Origin of the sequence: Paenibacillus sp. Soil787, assembly GCF_001429545.1 — a bacterium.
Classification (GTDB): Bacteria; Bacillota; Bacilli; order Paenibacillales; family NBRC-103111; genus Paenibacillus_E.
Genome location: NZ_LMSP01000001.1, coordinates 471,599 through 496,595 on the forward strand (window position 1 = coordinate 471,599; position 24,997 = coordinate 496,595).

Consider the following 24,997-nt stretch of genomic DNA (forward strand, 5'->3'; position numbering starts at 1 on the left):
GTAGCAAGATGAAAGGTGCATCTATGTGGACGTACACCGTTAATTTAGTTCGTGATTTATCTCCTGGCGTGAAGCGGTTCATCGCGACCGAAAGCTTGTTTGGCATCGGGGTGGGCATCTTAGGCCTCATCCTTAATTTACATCTCTTAGACCTCGGCTTCTCCAAAAGCGACATCGGCAGAATAACGTCGATGGGGGCGCTGACAATTGGCCTGGCCAGTCTGCCGGCAGGTTTCATCGTGAAGCACGTTGGGCGCAAAACGATGCTCGTCACCGGCATGCTTCTGGCATTCCTGTCGCTCGTGCTCTTTGGCTTCGGAACCAGCCTTGGTACGGTTACCGCAGCGCAGCTCATCTGGTCACTCGGCATTACAGCAATCGTGAACTCTGAAATTCAGTTGATCTTCCAATATTGCCGAAGCAAGAAAGAAGAGACTAGCGCGTATTCGTTGCTGTTCGCCGTATTTACATTTTTTACTGGCCTCGGCACATGGCTCGGCGGTTACCTGCCGGTTTGGCTGCCTGGGCATACCACATTGTACCAGTTTGCATTCTTCGTTGCCGGCGGATGTCTGGCGCTCTCTGGTATATTACGGGGATTGCTGCTTCCGTCTACACATGCAAGGGTGAAAAACGCTGCGGCAGATGATATGAGCGGTGTTCAATCAGCGAAGCCTTCGGACCGGCCGAAGAGAGGGAATACGATGTATTTTCTGCTGCTGCTTTCGTTGCTTATTTTCAACTCCGGCTTTACGTTCGGGCTGCTTAGCCCGTTCCTGAACGTCATCCTGAAATTCCGATTTCAGATGGAGGACGGCAACATATCGGGTTTGCTCGCTTTATCCGGATTTTTCTTCTTTCTCGGCTCGATCGTTATGCCTTATGTTGTAGAGAGATGGGGCAGCCGCAAGACGTTCGTGTTCCTGTTTCTGTATAACATGTTTGTCGTGGCGCTGATGGCGCTCGCTATGCCGGCCTCCGTATTTGCGGTACTGCTGCTTATTCGCGGGACGGGCTTCACGATGTTAAACAACCTGATGGACAGCGAATGCATGTCAGCTGTCGCCGAAGAAGAACGCAACTTGTTCGCAGTCATGCGGACGGTATCGCGCAGCATCGGCAATACGATCGCCTCTTACTGGGCGGGATATATTTTGGCTGGAAATCATTATTCGCTGCCCTTCCTTCTTACGGCGGTTGCCATACTGGCGGGCTATGCCGTTTATGCGTGGTTCGTGCAGGGCATGCTGGATCGGAGACTGCAAGGACAGTCTTGACGTGGACGTGAAAGTCATTGGGCTGGAAAAAACGGGTACCATCACTAATGTTAAAGCTAAGGGAGACCTGGGTTGTCTGCCGCAAAATTTCCGTCCACTTTCAAGATATCGTTCGTCCAATCGATATTCTCGCTTGAATGATGTTGTAGAAAGTGCAACATTTACTGTCTAGATCCCGCTTATCTCCCCTCAATGTTGCATAATGTGTAACAATTAAGCCCGATTCAGGCGGTTTTGCAACAAAAGGGCTCAAAATGTTGTACGAAATGCAACTTCAAGTTGCAAAATAGCCTTCATAGATTAATAGATTTACATAACCTTTAGATCGAATTAATACACATCACACATTTTTTAGATAGATTAGGAGTGTGGTTATCTCAATAAATAGTAGGAGGTATCTGTTCGATGAGCCTTGATGAAACAAGTAAGAGCATGAGCAGGAGGGATTTTATTAAAGTCGGAGGGGCAGGTGCGCTGGCGATCACGCTCGGATCGGCGGGTGTTCCCGCCGAATTGTTTGGCGGAGGAAAGGTACAAGCCGCAACCAACGACAATGTGAAGCTGCAATTCAACAACGACGGAAAGTTCAAAATCGTCCAGTTCAACGACATGCAGGACGACGAGCATATCGATCGGCGGACCGTAGAGCTGATGGAGAAAGTGCTCGATGCTGAAAAGCCGGATGTTGTCGTCCTTAACGGCGACAACATTAGCTCGGGCTGCAATACGGCGATAGAGATGAAGCAGGCAATGAACAACATTGCCCAGCCAATGGAGCAGCGCGGAATCAAGTGGGCTGTAACCTTTGGGAATCACGACGAAGACTCGACTCCGAGCGGTGGTCTGGGCGAAGAGGATATGCTGCAATTTTATATGGCGTACAAATATAATGTGAACCAGCCCGGAGAACGAGGGATTACCGGGACGGGGAATACCAACCTGTTGATCCAGTCCTCCAAAGGGTCGAAGGCGGCCTTCAACCTCTGGCTGCTGGATAGTGGAAGGTATGCGCCCCATACGATAGCTGGGCAAGACTTCGAAGGATATCCGGTCTGGGACTGGCTGCGGTTCGATCAAGTAGCATGGTATTACGAAACCTCCAAAAAGCTGGAGGAGAAACAGGGTTATAAAGTGCCTTCGCTTATGTTCATTCATATCCCTCTCTGGGAGCACCGATTCATGTGGTACGCAAGCGCGGACGGAAGGTCCGAGGCTGACCATGCAAGGGCCGTCGGCAAGCACCAGATTGTGGGGGAACGGAACGAAGATGAATGCCCTGGTCCGATCAATAGTGGCATGTTCTCAGCAATTCAGGCCAGAGGCGATGTCAAGGGCATCTTTTGCGGCCATGATCATGTCAATACGTATCACGGCAACTACTATGGCGTGTTATTGGGCTATGCCGGAAGCACGGGCTTCGGCGCTTACGGTTTGCCCGGCGCAGATCGGAATCGTCTGCGTGGCGCCCGGGTATTCCAGCTCGACGAACACGCCGAGAACGTTCTTGTTAATACCTTTATGGTGTTCGCCAAGGACTACGGCATCGATCTTACCGCGAACGACCAAAGTGCGGAGCCCGCTCCGATCCCGGAAAACAAGAAGCAGGAGAAGATTATGAAGTCTTAGCCACGCGATGTGGCTAGCGCACAAGACATCCGTTGAGTCGAGTACGTATGAGAGACTGCTTGAACACGAAGTGCAACCATAACAAAGAGCTGTCCCTCGGGACAGCTCTTCCGTTTATACCCTGGCATCATTCTTATCATTTTTATATTGGGCCTGATAACTTTATAGAAATGAACCACCTTGCGACTAATAATCACAGGGTGGTTTTTTTATATGCTTTTTTATGTGCTAAAATATGCATCAATGTCTGCCAAACAACAGGCTTCGAACGATTAGAACTATTGCTTTAGCCAAGCATTGCTGAGAAGCATAGCGCCGCGAGTTGATTCGGTTTCAGCCAAGTCATTAAGCATGACAAAGTCGTGGATAATGCCTCGAAAGCGCACTGAAGTTACCGGAATCCCTGCTTGTCTAAGCTTGTTGGCGTAAGCCTCTCCCTCATCTCGTAATACGTCATCTTCACCATTAATGATTAGTGCTTTAGGAAGCCCTTTTAGTTGCTCTACAGAAGCTCGAAGTGGAGAGGCATAAATTTCTTCTCTTTGCTTCGGATTAGGCGCGTATTGGTCCCAGAACCATTGCATCGTATCGCGCCGGAGGTAGTAACCGGTAGCGAACTGATGATACGAAGGCGTATCGAACGCAGCATCAGTTACTGGATAAAAAAGCAGCTGCTTCTCGATTTTCGGACCCTTGCGATCTTTGGCAAGCAGTGTAATTGCTGCTGTGATATTCCCTCCGACACTATCGCCGGCTACCGTAATTTTATTCTCATTCATCCCGTACTTCTTGCCGTTTTTAGCCACCCAATCTAAGACCGTGTACACTTCTTCTAGGGCAACCGGATATTTGGCTTCTGGTGAAAGACTATAATTTGGGAAAACGACGGCTGATTGTGAACCTACTGCAAGCTCACGTATAAGCCGATCATGCGTATGTGCGTTACCCAATACCCAACCGCCCCCATGAGTATACAGAATGATGGGGAGATTTTTTGGTGCGTTTTTCGGTTTTATGATCCGTATGGAAACCTTTCCGGTAGGTCCGCCCGGGATCGTTAGATCTTGTATATCCACAGGAGGCTTTTTAACTGGAGCGGATTGAAGTTTATCAAGAGCCTCACGGGCTTTTACCGGCCCAAGATCAAACGGATAAGGTGGGTTAGCGGTTTCTTCTACAAACTTCTGAGCTGCCGGTTCAAGGATAATTTCGTTCTGCTTGACGGGTTGTTGTGAAGATTGTGAATCATTGTTAATTTGTACTTGAGTTGGATTAGCTAGAGATGTTTTTACTCCATTTGAATTCAATGGACTACAGCCAGCGGCTACAAGCAAGAAAGTTAAGCTGGTTGCTGCTAATGTTATTCCTTTTTTATTCATGATTGACTCCTCTAATTAATGTTATTTTTCATTAATATTTCCAGAATCAAATATTCTTATGTGGTACCTCAGAAGGTTTGAACCACAAAGAGGGGGTAAACTGAGGACGATAGCTTGAATAATCGTTATACTTGTAAAAGTAGGAAAATCATATAGAAGATTGGAGATATATGGCACTTATGGACTTCGAAACGATTTATCGCACGTATAAGCATCTACTATTCTCAGTAGGTTACCGGATGCTAGGCTCAGTGTCTGACGCGGAAGATATGGTGCAGGATCTTTTTACATCTCTTAAAACGTTAGATACGGATAACATCAACAACCTGAAATCATATTTAGTCAAAATGATGACCAATCGCTGCCTGAATTACTTGAACTCGGCTAGCAAGCAAAGAGAAATTTACGTTGGAGCTTGGCTGCCCGAACCGCTGATTATGGTAAACAACCATGATCCCATGGGACAGGTCGTTCAAGACGAAACCATTTCCTATGCTTTCCTTGTACTGCTGCAAGAGTTATCATCTGTGGAGAGAGCTGTCTTCGTGCTGAGAGAAGTGCTTGGCTATGAGTACGGCGAGGTCGCAGAAATGCTAAATAAAACGGAAATCAATTGCCGTAAAATCTATAGTCGAGCAAAAGTGAAGGTTAACCAAGGAAAGGAACGGAATTTGGGGGAACTTGGGGAATCAGAACCACTTGTAAAGAAATTTTTGTATGCTGTCCATACGGGGAATTTTAAAGATTTTGTCTCCTTGCTGACCGATGATGCCGTACTGATTTCAGATGGCGGGGGAAAAAGACGAGCAGCTCTCAAAACCATTTTCGGCAAGCAACGCATATTGGCTTTCTTCGCAGGTATTGCAGCAAAAGGTTCGCTGCAAGGGAAATGGCTTCCAATTCTCATTAACGGTCAAACCGGTCTTGTACTCGTAAAGGATCAAATCGCTGATATCGTCATCTGCTTTGATATGGATGCGAATCAGTTGCAAGCAAATCAGGTTTTTCAGATTTTGAATCCAGATAAACTTCAACATATATCTTCAGTGCTGGATTGTCACAAATCTCCGGACTTATTTGTCTTATAGAGGTAAGTATAAAATAGTCGTAATGGAGGAGATTCACATGGAAGTCAGATTAACGTATAGTCAAGTAAATCCAGAAGCATTGCAAACGATGCTGAAACTGGAAGGCTTTATTAAAACAAGCGGTTTAGATGCAAAGTTATATGAGCTTATCAAAATAAGAGCGTCACAAATCAACGGTTGCGCTTATTGTATCGACATGCATACAAGAGATTTGCGGAACATGGGTGAAACCGAGCAAAGGATTAATTTGCTCACTGCATGGCGTGAAGCTCCATTTTATTCCGATAAAGAAAGAGCATTGCTGGAGTTGACAGAAACGGTAACCCGAATCTCGGAGAATGGTGTACCACAAGCCGTTTATGAGAAAGTGCGGGAGCATTTTGACGAAAAGGAATTTGTGACGCTTATCATGGCGATCAATACGATTAATGCTTGGAACCGCATTGCCATTTCTACCGGAATGTTCCCTGATGCCAGGTAACAAGAAAATAGTTTGATTCCTATCCGCCTAAATGGCGGATTTTCTTTTTATTTGGAATAGATTTCCATCTTTACTTTAATAGGAATAGTTGAAAATTTTGTTGACTACGCTCCTTTAAAGGTGTAAAATATTTATTGAGCTCTATATAGTTATTAGTGAATAGAATGCAGCTTTGAATGAGGGAAGAATTGATTCCTTATCCAAGTGCATTCTTTTTTGTTTTTTTGGGAAAGAAACGAGTTTATGGCAAGGATTTCAATGATGGAAGCATCGGCCTTTAGCCTATAGTCATTAGAAGCCGCTACCTATACTACTAGTAAAGCGGGTGCGGATATGTTAATAACAGAACAGATGAAAGATCAAAACGTGGTATTAGTGGGCGGAGGGGCATTAACGATCGAGCAGGTCGTTCAGGTTGCGCGCTTCAACGCCAAGGTTGAGTTGCAAGAAGAGAGCATTCGCAAAATGGCGAAGAGCAGAGCCTATGTGGAAAAATTGTTGAGTGAGAAAAAAGTGGTCTACGGCTTGACAACAGGCTTCGGAAAATTTAGCGACACCTATATTTCCGGCGATGACGCCAAAACCCTTCAGTTGAATCTCATTCGAAGTCACGCTTGCGGAATCGGTATGCCGTTCTCGATCGAAATTGCAAGAGCGATTATGCTGCTGCGCGTTAATGCACTCGCGCTCGGTTACTCCGGTATTCGTCCGGAGGTCGTCCAATTGATGGTTGGTATGCTGAATCAAGGGGTGACGCCTGTCATACCGGAAAAAGGTTCGCTCGGCGCGAGCGGTGATCTGGCTCCGCTTTCTCATTTGGCGCTCGTGCTCGTCGGTGAAGGAGAAGCTTATTATCGCGGCAATCGGTTCCCGGGCGGCCAGGCCATGAATCTTGCCGGGCTTGTTCCAGTAACCCTGGAGGCAAAAGAGGGATTAGCCCTTATCAACGGGACGCAAGTCATGACGGCTGTAGGCACATTGGCATGCCGGGATGCCATGAATCTGGCAAACTGGGCCGATTGCACGGTTGCATTAACGTGCGAAGCGTTGTTCGGTGTCCGGGACGCATTTGATCCTTTAACCCATATTATTCGTCCGCATAAAGGGCAAAGTCAATCTGCAGAAAATATAAGACGGTTAACCTCTGGGAGCAAATTAATGACGAACCAGGGGGAACGAAGGGTGCAGGATGCCTATTCGTTGCGCTGCGCGCCACAGGTTCACGGGGCAAGCCGCGATGCGCTGGCTTATATTGCCGAAAAGCTTGAAATTGAGATCAATTCAGCTACAGATAATCCCTTAATTTTTGTGGATGAGGAGCGAGTGATTTCGGGCGGTAATTTTCACGGGCAGCCGATTGCCCTGCCGATGGATCATCTGTCCATCAGCGCATCAGAACTGGCCAATATTTCTGAACGGCGGATAGAAAGATTAGTCAATCCTCACTTAAATGAGAACCTTCCGCCTTTCTTAACGAAAAATGGAGGTCTTGAGTCCGGTTTTATGATCGCTCAATATGCAGCCGCAGCAGTCGTTTCCGAGAATAAGTCGATGGCTCATCCTGCAAGCGTGGATTCCATTCCGTCTTCGGGGAATCAGGAGGATCATGTGAGCATGGGAACTATTGCTGCAAGGAAAGCGAAGCAAATCGTGGAGAATGCTTATTCCGTTCTCGCCATTGAGCTGTTGTGCGGGGCTCAAGCGGCTGATTTCCGCGATCCGCAGCTACTCGGGCTCGGGACCAAATGGCTCTATGACCAGTGCCGCAATCTAGTTCCAGCGCTTGAAGCGGATCGTGTGCTTTCTCCTGATTTTCAAAAGATAGCGGATTGGATGAAGCAAACCGATGTAGCTTTGAGCATGTCGGAGGTAGTAAAGGGATTCAATAACTGAAAGTCTTGAATTGTGTATAGGACCGTTTTCTGCCCTTCCTCTGGCTTTAAACGGTCCGTTTTATATATGGAAGGTTTGATATTGACAGAAAGATGTACTCTGGTATAATCAAGACAAGTAATCTAGTGCTCTATTTAGCCTATAGTCAATAGAATGAGCTTGGCATGAAGGAAATTCCATCCTTCAATGCGAAGTTTTTTGTTTTTTTTGGAAGGTTACACAATAGAAAGGATGATATCAATGAGTAACCTTAATGAAAGAAAATTTTTCGACTGCAGTAATTATACGATGGGAAAGCTAACTTCGCTCTTGGTCATGCTGCACAATGAAGAGGCAGGTGCGGATATTGAGAATGAAATGAAGAGAAGAGGATACCGATATACGATTGGAAAGGTCGGCGCAATGGATTTGGTAAAAGTCGTGACGGCGATTGAAACCAGCGCCAAATCGAACAAGGTTATCGATCCGAACTCTTATCGGGAAGTTCATTCGTTATATCATGCCATCCTTGAAGCGATTCAGGGGATTGGGAGAGGGACAGTCCAATTCGGGGATATTTTGCGTACAGTGGGACTAACATTTTGCATTACAAGAGGAACGGTCGAAATATCAGGTTATTCTGAAGAATGGTTAAGTGTCTGCATTTACGGAACGATCGGCGCTCCAAAAAAAGGCTTTGAACACGATGTGTTAGGGTTTGGGTACAATCATATTTAATGACGTGAAGAGTGATGGGGAGAAATCCCTTATTTGCGAAGTGTATGAAAGCGCTTTCCGTGCTAAATTAACTGAAAAGGGGTATTCTTCATATGGCAAGCGTAATAAAGGAAAGCAACGACCAGCTGAAACGTTCCATGAAAAGCAGGCATTTGTATATGATTTCGTTAGGAGGTGCTATCGGAACAGGCTTATTTGTAAGTACGGGGTATTTGATCAATCAAGCAGGACCCGGCGGTGTGATTCTGTCTTATTTGTCCGGCGGACTTTTAATGTATCTAGTCATGCTCTGTCTAGCTGAACTGGCTGTTATTATGCCGGTGACGGGTTCCTTTCAGGTATATGCAACGAAGTTTATAGGTCCAGCAACCGGATTTACAATAGGCTGGTTGTACTGGATCAACTGGATTGTAGCCGTCGCTTCGGAATGGGTCGGTGCCGGAATGTTAATGAACCGATGGTTCCCTGATGTTCCGGCTTGGGCCTGGATCGCACTAATCATTGCATTCATGTTCCTTTTGAATGCCATCTCGGCGAGCCTCTTTGCTGAATCCGAGTTCTGGTTTTCAAGCATTAAAGTCATCACGATTACTTTGTTCGTTTTATTAGGAATTGCCGCGATCATGGGAATCATTCCTTTCGAAGGCCTCAGCTCGGCTCCGATTCGATCAGGCTTCACCCACGATGGAGGATTATTTCCACACGGCTTCGTTCCGGTATTCATGACCATGGTAGCCGTTAATTTCAGCTATCAGGGAACGGAACTGATCGGCATTGCTGCAGGCGAAAGTGAAAATCCTGAAAAAGAGATTCCGAAGGCGACGCGAAATACGATATGGAGGATCTTATTTTTATTCGTAGCGTCTATATTTATCTTAAGCTCCTTAATCCCTTGGAACGAAGCCGGCCTTACGGATAGTCCATTTGTGCTTGTTTTTGATAAAATGGGAATTCCTTTTGCGGCGGATATCATGAATTTTGTCATTTTGACAGCGCTTCTCTCGGCAAGCAACTCCGGTTTATATGCCTCCTCCCGTATGCTGTGGTCGCTGTCGAAGAGCAATATGGCCAGCCCTTACCTGAGTAAGTTGACTTCTAATGGCGTACCGTTTCGGGCTCTGATCGTAAGCGCCATCGTTGCGTCTGTTGCCTTGATTTCAAGTATCGTAGCCCCGGACACCGTCTTTCTGTGGCTGAGCGGTATTTCTGGATTCGCCGGAATTCTCGTTTGGATGGGGGTTGCCTTGTCCCAATATTTATTCCGCCGTCGCTATATGGCCGAGGGGAACCGCCTGGACGATTTAAAATATAAAGTAAAGCTATTCCCGCTTGTGCCCATTCTTGCCATTATCCTGTGTCTAGTTGCATTAGTCGGTTTGGCGTTCGATAAAGAACAAAAGATCGCTCTTTACTACGGAATCCCTTTTACCATAGTATGTTATGGCGTTTACCATCTGTTTTATCGCTCGAAACATGAGCAAACGGTTGGTCATTCGGAACAACTATGAAATTGGATACGGCCCAAGCGGCCTTTGCTCAACTCCTTATTTCTGGAACGTTAATCCATGAAGGGGACTTTAAAGAAATACGTGAGCGGCTTGGAATAGGAATACGTCCTCAAGTAGTCATGGTTTTGTCCATTGATCGTTTCACCGATTTTGCCATGGATAAGCCATTGCAATGGCGTATAGAGATCGGGCAGCAGTTGGTTGAAGCGATATATGAAAATATTACTTTGCCTTTTTTGTGGGTTTGGGTGGGAGAAGGAGTGCTGGCCGTCCTTTTGGATTTAGGAGCAGTTCAACCAGCGGATCCATTCAATAAACCAGTTATTGTCCGTATCGTCCGGAAAATTCAAAATTTCATAGATACGAGAGGATTTTCCGTCTCGGCCGGAATAGGAACTTATTATGAAGATCCATATAAGCTTCACCTATCTTTTAACGAAGCCAAAGAATCATTGATCGACCGTTTTTTTCAAGGTAACCGGATGGTTTTTCAATATGATCGGCAAAGAAGTAATCAACAAGGACGGACTAAGCTAGTGACCCAAGAGGAAAAAATCGAGTTGCTGTCACGTGTCCGCATTGGCGATGAAGAAGGCTCTATTGCTTATTTGGTTGAGTTAATAGAACGGCTTGCCCAATCGTACAAACATAATATTAATCTGTTCAAGGCGGAAGCCTATGATCTGGTACTCTCTTTGTCAAGGATGGTAGTCGATTTAGGCGGAAATGCATCTGATATCTTATCCGAAAATGCGAAGATGCTTGAAGACTTGTATAGTACCATTCGATATGACAAATTTGTTAAAAAGCTGTGCGAATATTGGAGGAAGCTCGCGAGGCAGGTAACGGTAGAGCATGCATTTGAGGTATCCCCAATCGTCCGTTCCGCAATCGTATATATTAAGGAGCATCATCAGGAAAAAATGCTGTTAAAGGAAATTGCTCAGCATTGTTGTTTGAGCATCCATTATTTTGCCCATTTATTCAAAAGAGAAGCGGGTTTAAGTTTTATTGACTTTTTAAATAAGGTTCGAATTGAAAAAGCCGTATATTTTTTGGAAAATACGGGCCTAGCCGTACAAGAGATTGCCGCAAGTGTTGGTTTTCAAGACGCGAACTACTTTACCCGTAAGTTTAAAATCGTTATGGGCTGCAGTCCTACGGACTATCGGTCATCTATTCAGTGCTAACGCTCATTTGCTTCAGGAACCCAATCACTCTTATTGATGTGATTGGGTTTTTTCTCTACATGCAAGGCATCATGCAAACGTGGTACAATATATGTTAAAGTAATGAAAGCGCATACTGATGAACCGGATGAATGATCCGAGAAGGTTAAAGGGGGCTTATTATGAGAGTTCTGCCCAAGTACAGAGATACATTTTTTACCCGTCTCATCTTATCCTACACGATTTTGGCTGTCGTCCTGATCGGGCTTACGGGAGGTTACCTATATTCTCAAGCCAATCGATTGATGGTTGGCGAAATTGCCAAGGACAGCCAAAACCGACTCAATACCGCAAAGGATTATGTCGAACAAACGCTGCTTAGAAGATTCGAAGACAATCTCCAGAATAAAGCTTTATCCACCATATTCATTCAGAATAATTCCAATTTGAATTATTTGTTGGACAACGGTTGGGAAGGCAACCTCAGCCGTATTGCGTCGTTTCGCCAGGATCTCGATAATTATAAATTGGCAATTGAAGGTGCTTCTAAAATGACGGCCTATTTTCGTACGGGAAATTATGTCGTTGACAGCAATTCCTTTTTTATGAAGCCTGATAACTCTACAGACGCCGCTTTCATCGGGCAGCTGCAGCAAATTGCTCCCAACCAATGGATAACCCGAACATTGCCGGACACAAACCCTAGTATCACCGAAGAGAAGCAGGTGATGACTTATGTCGTTAAGCTTCCGTATAACATCCCAAGCGCTATGCCTAAAGGATACTTGTTTGTTGATGTCGAGCAGGAGTACGTCAAACAGGCTGCTGCCAAAATTATGAACTCCCAGAACGAAAGGCTTTATATATTTGATGCGGTCGGGAATTTGATCGTTCAAACAACGGATTCGAATCCGGACGAAATTCAGCTTCTTCAGAACGTAATTGGATCCGGTCAGACCGTTCGGGAAATCGCTGATGACAAGAGCGGCACAATTGTAATGTCGTACCTCGACAAATCGAAGTCGGGGAACGGTTGGACCTATGCAATGGTTCGTCCAATAAATACGTTTGTATTAGCTTCCCAACAAATCAAAACAAAAATATTCATAGGCTGCAGCTTGGTACTCTTGTTAGGGTTTGTCATTTCCTACATGATTTCAAAACGATTTTATATTCCAATGAAAAGGCTTGTACAGCATATCCGCAGCCTGCATCAACCCAATTCGGCGCAGTCCCAAATGAACGAATACGCAATCATCGGCGACGCGCTGAATATCATGGGACAAAAAATCGAGACCCTGGAATCCCTGGCGAAAACGAATGAGATGAAAAATCTTGTTTTGGGTGCCAGCCTTGGTCTGGAGAATATGGACGACTTGCCTCAGGACTGCCACTTTCTTGTAGCGTATATTCCGCTCATCGAAGGTCACAGTAAGGAGTTCAAGCAGCGTTATGAGCAGATTGATCACTCCGTACGCAACGAAATTGTCTGCTTGAACCTGAGGGAAGCAGCTATCATCTTCTACTTTGATTCCCGCGACAAGGTTGATGATGAGGCGATTGCTGCAGATTTAGTTCGGGTAAAAGAGGTAATTCGTGATGAGATCCGATTCGGGGCTGCGATCGGCTCTTTGGTTCAATCGCTCGAAGAAATCCCTCTCTCTTATCAATTGGCGCAGCAAGCTTATCGTTATTGCTTTTTTTATGGTCAGGAAGCAATTATTCAACACTCGAAGATTTCTGCATTGAACCCGTCGCCGTACATGTTTTCGTTTGATCTCTATAAAAATGCATTGAAGGTCGGGAATGTAAACGGAGCGAATCAGTTTACCGATGAATTCGAGGGTATCCTGGAGGAACAGAGCCTGCAGCTCGAAGCGGTAGAATTGGCGCTGCTTCAGCTGGTTTCCACGCTGTATCAGGTCGTGATCGAGTTGGATTTACAACAATTGGTTCCTCCTTCCAATCTGTTTGATGAACTGAAAAAAGATACGCTATCGGCCACAATGGAAGCGATTAGAAGCCTCTCGCGGCAGATTGCTGTTCATGTAAACGAATCGGGCAATCATGCGCATACGGATGTAATATTAAAATTGAAAGCTTATATCGACGAACATTTGCACGAAGACCTTTCGTTGAATCTTCTTTCCGAAATGGCTTCGCTCGCTCCAGCCTATATATCAACCTTGTTCGGCGAAGTCATGAGGGAATCGTTTACCGAATATGTCACTCGTGCCAGGCTGAATAAAGCCGCAGATCTGCTTCGTAATGACGCCAGCTTGTCCGTCACGGAAATCGCGTCTCTCGCCGGGTATCGCAACCCGCAATATTTTCATAACAAATTTAAAGCACGTTTCGGCGTCACACCTGTTCAGTACCGGCAGGCGAAACACGCAGATGTGAAAGCAATCTAGTGGGGAATACTCATCAATCAGCCTATGCAGGCTGATTTTTTTTTGCGGAACGCGATTATCACGGATTCATTAAAGAAAATGCAATCCGAACTGAAAGAATTCTTAGGAAATTGAACAATATTACAATAGAAAAAACGCTTTCAACTGTATAGAGTAAAGGCATGAAACGAGGTACTAGCCTCATCTATGAAAGGAGTTTATGAGCATGAATCCGGCAACCACCTCTGAAATCAGTGTAAGCAAAAAGATTGATAAAAAAACGGAATCGAGATTGTCACAAACATGGAGAGAATATAAGAAGAACAAGTATTTGTTCCTGTTGCTAACTCCCATGTTGATCTGGTATGCCATTTTTCATTACGGTCCCATGTATGGCATTCAATTGGCATTTAAAGATTTTTATATTATGAAAGGAATAGGGGAAAGCCCTTGGGTGGGTTTCAAGCACTTTCATTATTTGTTTGTTATGTCCCCAGACTTTTGGAAAATCATGAAGAATACGGTCGTGATCAGCTTTTATCATATCCTATTCGGCTTTCCGGCCCCGATCATATTGGCTTTGCTGTTTAACGAAATCCGGCTCTCGATATTCAAGAAGATCGCTCAAACGATTTCGTATTTGCCTCACTTTCTATCATGGATCGTGCTCGGGGGCATTATGATTACGATGCTTTCTCCGAATAGCGGGGTCGTCAATTATTTTATCCATTTGCTCGGGTTTGAACCGGTCTATTTTCTGGGATCCGAAACCTACTTTAGGTTTACACTGGTTGTATCTGCCATTTGGAAAGAAGTCGGCTGGGGAATGATCATCTATTTGGCCGCATTGGCCGGTGTGGATCAGCAAATGTACGAAGCTGCTGTCCTTGACGGAGCTAATCGCTGGAAGCAAACCTTGCATATTACGCTTCCTTCCATTCTTCCGGTTATCAGCATCTTATTTATCTTGCGGGTCGGCGGCGTACTGGATGCAGGATTCGACCAAATCCTCAATTTATATTCACCTGCCGTATATGGCGTATCCGATATTTTGGACACGTATGTGTACCGGGTGGGGCTGCAAAACGCTCAGTTCAGCCTGACGACGGCTGTCGGATTATTCAAGAATGTGATCGCGTTGACGTTGGTTCTGTTTACCAATTATATTGTGAAAAAAATGGGCCAAGAAGGAATTACCTAACGTAATGGCCGGAAAGGAATGATCAAACATGAAGATTAGCTACGGAGAAAAGGTGTTTCAGGTTTTCTTGATCGGATTTATCATTATGCTCAGCATTTGTATGGTCTATCCATTTATCCACATTCTCTCGATTTCCTTCAGTACGTCTGCGGAGGCGCTTCGGCCTGGTATGCATTGGTACCCGCAGAAGATATCGCTATTCGCCTGGAATCGGGTGTTGACAGATAATCACATATGGCTTGCTCTAGGGAACACGGTTTTTCGTACCGTTGTCGGGACGTTTCTAACGCTCCTTATTATGTCGATGGGAGCATACCCGCTCGCGAAGAAACATCTTCCGCATCGCAGCTTTTACATGATGTTTATCGTCATTACGATGTTTTTTAGCGGAGGGCTCATTCCTTCCTATCTCTTGATCAAGTCGCTCGGAATGATCGATTCGCGATGGGCCTTGATTATCCCGGGCTTGATCAGCACCTATTCGTTGCTTATTCTCCGCAATTTCTTTATGAACATTCCGGAGGAATTGGAGGACTCGGCCAAAATTGACGGGGCAAGCGACTTGCGAATTTTGTTCACCCTTGTACTTCCGCTATCGAAGCCGGTTTTGGCTACACTTGGGCTTTGGTCTGCCGTCGGGCACTGGAACGCGTGGTTCGATGCGCTTATCTATCTTCAGGACCCAAAGCTGTTCGTGCTTCAAACTTTCTTAAGACGGCTAGTAATTACGACCGAGGGCGACCCCCTTCTACCCGTCCCAACATTGTTTGATACGCAGGACACCGTCAAAGCTGCAGCCATTATGTTTACTGCACTGCCAATCCTGATTATTTATCCGTTTCTACAGAAGTATTTTGTTAAGGGAACCTTAGTCGGCTCGCTTAAGGGATAACGTATTTCACCTGATTTAAACAGATCACTCTTGTAGTGTTCGTCTAAATATATAAATTGTTTTTAAAAAAAGGGAGGATAAAAAGAATGAAAAAATGGTTGGGAATGACTTCTATCGTCTTGTCGATGTCACTTATTGCTGCTGGATGCGGCGCAGAAAAATCCGCGACACAAACGCCGGCTGGATCAACGAAACCGGGAGCGACGGAGAAACCGATTGAAATTACGTGGGCGAATGACTTTAATTCTCCGGAAGCTGACGGCAACTACGTGCAGAAGCAAATAGAAGCAAAATTCAACGTCAAGATTACAAACGTCAAATTGGAACGCGCGTCCTGGAAGGATAAATTCAACGTTCTGCTTGCCTCAGGTCAAATTCCTGACATTTTCCCGATCGATGCGAACGAAACCGATATGGCTGGTTGGGCTGATCAAGGTGTCATTGCCAGCCTTAACCCGGATGAAATCAAAAAATCGATGCCGAATTATATCAAAGCACTGGATTCGGTTGATTCCAGCGCGTGGGGTGTTGGCAACTACAAAGGCAAGAACTGGGGGATTCCGAAAGTATGGCCGAGCGGCAATTCAGGCTTCATACCCGGTTACAACGAGGCTTGGCTGAAGAAGATTGGCTACAATGAGCCGCCGAAAACACTCGCGGAGCTTGAGGATGTACTTACCAAATTCGTCAATAACGATCCGGACGGCAATGGGAAGAAGGATACATTCGGTCTATCGGGCCGAGGCAAGCTCCCGATCCAAATGTTCACCTCCGTATTCTCGGCTTACGGCGTATCGCCGTATCAGTTCAAGACAGGCTCCGACGGTAAAATCGTATATGGCGGGATCACGGAAGAAACCCGTCAGGCGCTCAAGCTTCTCAACAAGTGGTACAAGGGCGGACTTATAGATCCGGAGTTCATTACGACCGACAACAACCAGCTCAATGAAAAATTCGCCGCCCAAAAGATCGGTATGGTCGATAACATGGGGTGGGGGAACTTCGCTAAGACCTCCGGATTTATTGCGAAGCCCGGAATGGACAAGGGTCAGAACGTTATCGCCGGAAAGCCGGTTATCGGTCCAGCAGGCAAAGCGTACGGCTTCTCGTACGGCGCGCGTCAAGCTCCTGTTCTGTTAGGCGCTCAGCTCGAGAAGGATGAAGCTAAACGTATAAAGATTGAGCAAATTCTTGATTACATTGCAACAAATGATGAGTTCTGGCTGCTGACGGTGTTTGGTCAAAAGGGCCTTAACTACGATCAGGAAGGCGACTTTGTCATACCAAAAACGGCACCGGAGGCTATTGTGCAAAAAGTAGGCGCCGGCAGCTTCTACAATCCGCTCAATGCTGTAGATACTTCCAAGATCAAATATACGACGAGCAAAGAATTGCAGGACTTGAAAGTGAAGCTGGATACCGGTTATGAGCCGCTCAGAGATATTTTGGGTGTGGCCATTTTGAGCACCAAAACGAAATATTGGGCGAATCTGCAAACACTCGAAGACGCTTATTTGATTAAAGCGGTCACAGGCGAAGCGGATACGGATAAAGCCTTTGACGATTTCAAGGCGAATTGGCTGAAATCCGGCGGTCAAGAATTGACGGATGAAGTCACCAAGGTGTATGCAGAGCGGAATAAGAAGTAACTTTCAATAATATTACTTCATTTATAGGCCGGTCGGTTGGAACATGCAAGTCATGTTCCAACCTTTCCCGGCCCTTTATTTTACAAATAAAAGTGATTTTGGAGGAGAAGTCTAGTGAATACGGTTCAAAATCATTTGATTACATATCCCGCACCCACAGAAGCGGTCCGCAATTTCGATTTTACGGTGCGAGTCCGATCGGAGCAAGGCGAGTGGCAGGAGTTGTTTTGTTATAACGTGAAAGTTGACATGCATGACGTGCGAAATGCCTCCATGGTTTATTTCGATTGCTCCGGACCCGTCGAAGTAGAGGTGTTTAAGAACATAGGAGTTGTAAAGGAAGCGGTGATTCGCCCCTTATCATCAGGTCTCGATTGTGCATATAACGGTAACCGGGTGGCGTTCATGCTTGATCGTCCGCGTAAATTATCATTGGAAGTGAATGGAGATCGGTTCCATAATCTTCACATTTTTGCAAATCCATTGGAAGAGAACGTTCCCGATCTGGCAGATCCCGATGTGATTTACTTTGGACCAGGCATGCATATTTTGGAGGAGCCCCAATTGCGCATTCCCTCCGGGAAAACGGTTTATATCGCTGGAGGTGCCGTTGTTGTAGGGGCGTTAGTGTGCGAGCATGTACATGATGTGACGATAAGGGGCAGGGGGCTGCTCTATATGTCGGATTTTGAAAAAACCACCTATTATCGTGGAGTTCAGATCACCTTCTCAAAGAACATCACGATAGAAGGAATTATCACGGTTGATCCACCACACTATACCGTACTGATCGGACAATCCGAACATATCTCAATCCGTAACCTTAAGACGTTCAGTACCCGAGGTTGGTCGGACGGCATCGACATGATGTCCTGTTCTCATATTGACATCGACGACGTCTTTCTGCGAACTTCCGATGATTGTATCGCCATATACGGACACCGCGGGGAGTTTGACGGAGACAGCCGGCACGTTACGGTTCGAAACTCGATCCTTTGGGCAGATGTTGCCCATCCCATGAATATCGGAACCCATGGGGATTCTGAAAACGGTGGAAATGTCATTGAAGACATCGTATTTGAGAACATCGACATTTTGGAGCATCACGAACCGCAGCGCGATTATTGGGGATGTATGGCCATCAATCCAGGGGACAATAATACTGTCCGAAACATCAGGTACGAAAATATCCGGATTGAACAATTTGAGCTCGGAGAGCTTTTCAACATCCGGGTCGTTCATAATCCGAAATATAATCCGCATCCGGGAAAACGGGTAGAGAATATCCACTTTAAAGATATCGTCTTTAACGGTATTTGCGAAAATCCGTCCCGTATTGAGGGTTTTGATGAAACCCGGGTTGTGGACGGCGTAACCTTTGAGAATGTATTAGTGAACGGCCGACAGCTGGAATTGGATTCGGATGATATCTTAATAGGGTCTTATGTACAAAATGTCAAGGTGATTTCAAAAATGTAAGTGATGAGTGGGCGGATTGAAAGAAATCTGATGAAATTGAATAATTTTGCAATGGATAGAGCGCTTTCATTTTGATAGGATTCATTGTGAAAGTGCTGAAAGATGCTTGTTTGATTGTTGTAAAAAAAGGGGTTCTGTGGAGGTGAATAAAGATAAAGATTCGGAAAAGTTGTTTGAGCATTGTCCTTATCTAGGGTGATATTACACCAAGGCACAGCAGAATGAATGGGGGAGTACAAATGAAAGTGTTTAGTTTAAGAAATACGTTTAAGCGCATTTTGTCTATTGTTGTTTCCATTACTTTTATGGCCACGATCCTGCCTTTAGCGGCAGGAGTAGCTGCAGCAGATACAACATCGATTGTCACGGATTATCAGCCAACGATTACTGAGACAATTGATGCAAGCGGATTCAAACATCCCGGTGTCGGACTGACCAAGGATGTTCTTGAGAATATGAGGACCGAGGTTCGGGCACAAAAAGAACCTTGGAATACTTATTTTAACGCAATGCTTACCTCTTCATCCGCTTCTAAGACCGTCACGTCCAGCAATCAGAGCGGCACCGACTCTACGAAACCGGGCACTTATGCTTTTAATAGTCAGGGCGTTGAATCCAAATTTATTGCAGATGCTTTGAAAGCGTATACCCAGGCGATTCTGTATGTTGTAACCGGAGATGAGACTTATCGGGCCAATGCGATGCATATTATCCGCATATGGTCCCAGATGGATCCTGCGCAATACGCATATTATACCGATGCGCATATTCATGCAGGAATCCCGCTCAACCGGATGGTTACCGCCGCAGAAATCTTGAGATATTCCAGCAATCAAACAACGGATCTTCTGTGGACGGATAAAGATACAACCGATTTTACGAATAACCTGATTACTCCGGTAACCGAAACTTTTCTGCATGATAATAGCCATTTTATGAACCAGCATCTTTATCCGCTGATCGGGGCCATGGCAGGTTATATATTTACTGGAAACCTGGACAGGTACAAGGAGGGAGTAGAGTGGTTTACCGTTAATAAGACCGCTGTAGACCAAGGGCAAAACGGTGCCATTAAGCAATTATTCAGATTAGTGGATAAAAATGACTTAACAGGTGAGACGGTTAATCCTCCGGTAGTTCAGCATGTTGAAATGGGCCGGGATCAAGCGCACGGCGCCGGAGACGTCACTAATACGGAAATATTATCACGTTTATTACTTGCCCAGGGAACAAAGGTAGATCCGGTACAGGGGACGGTTTCCACTGCGCCGAATGCTGTAGGTCCCTACGAATTTCTGAATGATCGAATCCTGGACGCCTCCGAGTTTTTTGCCCGCTACATGTTGGGTTACGATACACCGTGGGTTCCCACTGCGGCCCATACCGATGCCAATGGCAATCCAACCATTATTTACAAACAACTGGCAGGCGGTTATAGAGGAAGGCTGACACAAAATACGTGGGAGCTGTTCTATTACTATAAGTATGTCAGAGGCATCAATATGGAAGAAAGAGCTCCTAACTTTACCAAAATGTTCTCCGAGCGGGTGTCTTACAACTGGGATGGCGTAGATGGAGGCGGAGATTTCTGGCTCTTTATTCCTCCGGCAGCCGAGGCTGAGGGTACCAAGTATCTTGTGAAGCCTATTGTGGATCCATACAGGGAAATTGAAGACCGATACACATCATTGGACAGCAACTCCGCTACCATGCAAGATGGAACGACTTCCTATGCCCGGATCAACGCAACGGAAGCAGGAAGCAAAATTGCAATTACCGGTTACGCCAACGGGACAAGAAACATCGGATTCAAGATTCGGACCAATGGCGTAGCTAAAATGGAGGCGTTTGGCGATACGTTGACGCTGCCGGATACAAAGGGGCAGTGGAAATATGTGGATTATACGTTTAATGCTTACCAAGGTTTGGGTGATCTCCTTTATATCACTATTAAAGGCACTGGCACGACGGTTGATATCGACCACATTAACGTGCAAGCAGGAACACTTCTGACGCCTCCGGTATTTACGGCGGGAAATGCAGATTTGAATATATTTACCTATGTAGGGTCTACTACCACGATCAATTATGATTTCTCCGCAACGGACTCGAGCGCAACTGATGTAGTCGCTTATCAGATGGATAATAAACCTGTGGGCGCTGTATTTAATGAGAGCACCGGAGCATTTTCGTGGAATCCGACACAAGCCGGAACTTATTCTTTTGTAGTGGGGGCGTCAGACGGAACTACGGTTACCACGAAGGACGTTAAAGTTGTAGTAACCAGTGACCGGCAATCGGTAGTGAGCGCAGTCATCGCTCCGTATAATGCTAATATCAGTTATGTTTCGTCAACAGTTGATACTTATAATCAAGCGTATGCTGACGTGATGAATTTGATCTCCAGCGCATCCGATGATGTGTTCTATCAGAAAATGGTGAGCTTGAATAGTGCAGTTGAAGGGCTTCAACAATTGACCCCGCCCTTAAACGACGGAAGCATGAATTATGCCAATATGTTTGTTACTTCAACCTTTGGCACTGCAGTGCCAAACCTTTTGGATAATACTCCTGATAGCTTTGTATGTTTTTGTGTAGCTCAGAATTTGAGTCATATCATGGATTTTGGGCCTAGTTATAAAGTGTCGGCGAATGCTTTCGAGCTTCAAGTAAGAGCCAGTTTTCCGGAACGTATCGGCGGTGTAGCCATGTTTGGTTCCAATGATAAAGAGAATTGGACCCGGTTAACCCCCAGTCTGACAACGGTTACGGAAGATATGCAAACACTTGCAGTGCAAGATGACCTCAAAAACCAGCAATTCCGCTTCTTGAAAATGCAAATGATTCAACCATCGAGTTCCATGCTTGAAGTGGCTGAATTCAGAATCTTTGGAGAACGCCATGAGGCGGTAAACAAGCTTTCGTCGGTTTCCATCAGCTCGGATCAGAGCTTGAAAAACCGAATTGTTGCAGGCAACACGGTGAAACTGAACTTCACATCGACAGAACCGATTAATAATGTGAATGTAACGATTCAAGGGCAAACCGCAACAGTTACAACTGCCGACAATTTGAACTGGACAGCTGCATGGGTAGTCAATAGCAATGCTGCAGCAGGTACAGTTAAATTTAACATCAACTACAAAACGGCTGCAGGTAATGATGCCGCACCGACCATCTTCACAACCGATGGCTCTGCATTGAACATTGCCGACCAGATAGGGCTGATCAGCAATCTGCTGGATATTACCACATTAATAGATTCCAGTGGAAGAAACCAGACAGATCTGCTGGCAACGGCAAGTACATTGTTTGACAACAATTTAGGCACTATAACGGATTTTCGGCTAAATGGCAGCGGTTACGGAGCCTATATCACCTTCGACTTTAAAGAAGGTGGCCAGGCAACGCTTTCGAAGGTCGACGTAATTTCTAGGCAAGATAGTAACTACACCAGAATCAGCGGTACAGTGGTTCAGGGCTCCAACGATAATACGAATTGGACCACCATTTCTAACGCAGCAGGTAAGACAGATGTTTGGCAGACCTTAACCATCAGCGGCACACAACCGTATCGCTATATCCGTATAACCAACGGGAACAATTGGTATGGGAATATGGCTGAACTGAGATTGTATGGCGTGACGGAATCTATTAACAAAATCCAGTCGGCTTCAATTAGCTCGAGTCAGAACCTTAATAAGAGGATTGTTCCGGGGAACACAGTCAAATTAGCCTTCACAGCAAAAGAAGCGATTAATACCGTCAATGTCACGATTCAAGGCCAGGCTGCAACGGTCAGCACGACGGATAATATCAACTTTACGGCCGCTGCGACCTTACCTCAAGGCGCAGCAGCGGGAACCGTGAAATTCGCCATTAATTACAAGCAGCAAAATGGAAAGGACGGATACCCGGTCTCTTCTGCAACCGACGGCACTTCGCTGTACCTTGTTGACGAGTCGGATACGATTAAAAATGTGACCAGCATCACGAATTTAATCGATTCTACTTCAGGCAGATCTGCAGCAACAACCTTATCACAGGTGAATAGTCTGTTTGACAGCAATTTAGGTACGTTATCCGATTTTCGTATAGGCAGCACCAACTCCGGAACAGGGAGTTACATTATCTTTGACTTTAAGGCAGGCAATCAAGCTACCCTGACGAATGTGGAGTTGATTGCAAGACAAGATACCAATTATACGAGAATTAGTGGTACCGTGATCCAAGGCTCCAACGATAATACGACATGGACGACGCTCACAGCAGCAGCGGGAAAAACGATGGATTGGCAAACCTTAGCGGTTGCCAGTAAAGTACCGTACCGTTATATCCGAATTTTCAATGGCAACACTTGGTACGGGAATATGACTGAAGTGAGATTCCATGGGGTTGTGAAAGCGGCGGACGTGACGCCTCCGGTAACAACCGATAATGCATCGCAGGGAGGGGTCAACAATAATACGACGGTAAGCCTCAATGCCGTTGATGAAAGCTCCGGTTTGGCGGCGACCTACTTCAAAGTAGACGGCGGCGCGCAGCAAACTGGGAACATGGTTACATTGACCACCGATGGAACCCATACGATCGTATATTGGAGCGTGGACTGGGCAGGCAATGTGGAACAGCAGCATACAGTCACTGTAAACATCACCGATACTACTCCGCCTGTTGTGGCCGGCTTGTATGCAGATATGACAGTGCCGACCAACAAAGATGTTCATGTAACCATCTATTATCCGCTTGACGCGGCGGTGATGGAGTACAAAGTGGGGGATAACGGCGTATGGACCGCGTACACGGCTCCTGTAACGGTTTCCGACAACGTAACGGTGTATGCACGAAGTGCGGATGCTGCTGGCAATGTCTCGGACGTGGCGAGCTACGCGGTCAGCAACATTTACAAGACAGCACCTTCGGACGCCATCTTCACGGCTGACATGACAGATCCGACCAATGGTAATGTCACCTTGACGATCAGCTATCCGGACAACGTGACGGTCAAGGAGTACAAAGTAGGAGATAACGGCACATGGACTGCGTATGCTTCGCCTGTGACCATATCCGACAATGTTACCGTCTATGCACAAAGTAAGGACATTGCAGGCAATGTTTCGAATGTAACCAGCTATACCGTAAGTAATATCGACAGGATGCCGCCTGCGGACGCCGTATTGTCCGCAGACGTTACAGCGCCGACTAACCAGGATGTCACTGTAACGGTCACCTATCCGGACGATGCTGCGGTGAAGGAATACAAGATAGGCAATAACGGCATTTGGACCGCTTACGGCGCTCCTGTGGTTGTCTCCGACAATAGCACAGTGTATGCAAAAGGTACGGATGCTGCGGGCAACGTATCGAATGTCACTCAATATATGGTTGGCAACATCGATCATATCGCACCTGCCGATGCGACCCTGGCAGTAGATACCACAGCTCCGACCAATCAAGGTGTCACCGTAACGGCCACCTATCCGTCCGATGCGGCGGTGAAGGAGTACAAAGTGGGCGAAGGCGGCCCGTGGACAGCCTATACGGAATCCGTTGTTGTCCAAGACAATGAGACCGTATATGCAAGAGGAATGGATGCTGTAGGCAATGTATCGAATGTAACCAGCATGATTGTAAGCAATATTTATAAGATTGCTCCTATTACCACCGCAACGTTAAACCCTGCTACGCCTAACGGCAAGAACAGCTGGTACACATCGGATGTTACCGTTAGTTTATCGGTATACGCCAGTGTATATGGAGGAGCTGTGACAACGGAGTACCAGATCAATGACGGTGACTGGATATTATATACTGGATCCATTCCTTCCTTTGGTGATGGAGCTTATAAGGTGGGTTACCACAGTAAAGATGAAGCCGGCAACCTAGAACAACTCAAAACGATTGAGTTCAAAGTGGATAAGACAGCTCCTGTATTATCTGTCCAGTTGGATAAGACGTCGATTTGGCCGCCGAATCATACCATGGTGCCTATCAATGCCACTCTGCTTTCGACTGATGCCGGTTCAGAAGTTGAATCTGTGGTGTTGACCTCCATTACAAGCAATCTGCCGGATAGCGGTAAAGGGGATATTCTTGCCAATTTCGGTACAGCCGCCACTTCATTCAGCGTGCGTGCGGAAAGAGGAAATATCTACACCATCACGTACACGGCTACTGATAAAGCGGGCAACAAAACACCTGTATCTGTAACCGTCACCGTGCCTCACGATCAATCTAGCCATTAA

At 45.9% G+C, this 24,997-nt stretch carries 15 protein-coding genes; 14 read left to right on the top strand and 1 reads right to left on the bottom strand.

The genetic code is table 11. The annotated features are described in order from the left end of the window. The first annotated feature begins 23 nt into the window (after positions 1-23). Positions 24-1,277: an MFS transporter gene (locus ASG93_RS01995; RefSeq protein WP_056828297.1), complete on the top strand. Its 1,254-nt coding sequence runs from the start codon at positions 24-26 to the stop codon at positions 1,275-1,277. A gap of 405 nt (positions 1,278-1,682) precedes the next feature. Continuing rightward, a complete protein-coding gene (locus ASG93_RS02000) occupies positions 1,683-2,903 on the top strand; it encodes a metallophosphoesterase (RefSeq protein WP_056828299.1) in 1,221 nt (406 codons plus the stop codon). 278 nt (positions 2,904-3,181) lie between these two features. Here the strand turns inward: ASG93_RS02000 and ASG93_RS02005 are convergent, their stop codons facing one another. Then, entirely contained in the window at positions 3,182-4,282 is a 1,101-nt protein-coding gene (locus ASG93_RS02005; RefSeq protein WP_082614647.1) for an alpha/beta hydrolase, read from the bottom strand. A 170-nt stretch (positions 4,283-4,452) separates the two neighbouring features. Here ASG93_RS02005 and ASG93_RS02010 point away from each other — a divergent pair, with 170 nt between their 5' ends. From ASG93_RS02010 to ASG93_RS02065, 12 genes are all read left to right on the top strand, one after another. Then, positions 4,453-5,370, top strand: a complete 918-nt coding sequence (locus ASG93_RS02010) for an RNA polymerase sigma-70 factor (protein WP_235550699.1) — start codon at positions 4,453-4,455, stop codon at positions 5,368-5,370. Between the two features lie 37 nt (positions 5,371-5,407). Next, a complete protein-coding gene (locus ASG93_RS02015; RefSeq protein ID WP_056828304.1) occupies positions 5,408-5,851 on the top strand; it encodes a carboxymuconolactone decarboxylase family protein in 444 nt (147 codons plus the stop codon). Between the two features lie 333 nt (positions 5,852-6,184). Next, positions 6,185-7,744, top strand: coding sequence for a histidine ammonia-lyase (hutH, locus tag ASG93_RS02020; RefSeq protein ID WP_082614648.1), 1,560 nt, complete (start codon positions 6,185-6,187; stop codon positions 7,742-7,744). A gap of 240 nt (positions 7,745-7,984) precedes the next feature. After that, complete coding sequence (gene hutP / locus ASG93_RS02025) at positions 7,985-8,461, top strand: hut operon transcriptional regulator HutP (RefSeq protein ID WP_056828306.1); 477 nt, start codon at positions 7,985-7,987, stop codon at positions 8,459-8,461. A gap of 92 nt (positions 8,462-8,553) precedes the next feature. Further along, the gene (locus ASG93_RS02030; protein ID WP_056828308.1) at positions 8,554-9,969 is read left to right on the top strand and encodes an amino acid permease; all 1,416 of its coding nucleotides are present in this window, start codon (positions 8,554-8,556) and stop codon (positions 9,967-9,969) included. Further along, positions 9,966-11,159 carry a helix-turn-helix domain-containing protein gene (locus tag ASG93_RS02035; RefSeq protein ID WP_056828310.1) on the top strand — a complete coding sequence of 398 codons (1,194 nt, stop codon included), beginning with the start codon at positions 9,966-9,968 and terminating at the stop codon, positions 11,157-11,159. Before ASG93_RS02030 ends, ASG93_RS02035 begins: the two co-directional genes overlap by 4 nt. A 161-nt stretch (positions 11,160-11,320) precedes the next feature. Beyond that, entirely contained in the window at positions 11,321-13,552 is a 2,232-nt protein-coding gene (locus ASG93_RS02040; protein WP_056828312.1) for a helix-turn-helix domain-containing protein, read from the top strand. 205 nt (positions 13,553-13,757) lie between these two features. Continuing rightward, on the top strand, positions 13,758-14,732 hold the full coding sequence (locus tag ASG93_RS02045) for an ABC transporter permease (protein ID WP_056828315.1): 975 nt from the start codon (positions 13,758-13,760) through the stop codon (positions 14,730-14,732). A gap of 28 nt (positions 14,733-14,760) precedes the next feature. After that, positions 14,761-15,624 (top strand): carbohydrate ABC transporter permease, encoded by an 864-nt coding sequence (locus tag ASG93_RS02050; RefSeq protein ID WP_056828317.1) that lies wholly within the window; start codon positions 14,761-14,763, stop codon positions 15,622-15,624. Positions 15,625-15,710: 86 nt separating this feature from the next. Continuing rightward, positions 15,711-17,273, top strand: coding sequence for an extracellular solute-binding protein (locus ASG93_RS02055; protein WP_056828319.1), 1,563 nt, complete (start codon positions 15,711-15,713; stop codon positions 17,271-17,273). A 114-nt stretch (positions 17,274-17,387) separates the two neighbouring features. Continuing rightward, positions 17,388-18,752, top strand: a complete 1,365-nt coding sequence (locus ASG93_RS02060) for a glycosyl hydrolase family 28 protein (RefSeq protein WP_056828320.1) — start codon at positions 17,388-17,390, stop codon at positions 18,750-18,752. Positions 18,753-18,991: 239 nt separating this feature from the next. Beyond that, the gene (locus ASG93_RS02065) at positions 18,992-24,997 is read left to right on the top strand and encodes a discoidin domain-containing protein (RefSeq protein WP_056828322.1); all 6,006 of its coding nucleotides are present in this window, start codon (positions 18,992-18,994) and stop codon (positions 24,995-24,997) included.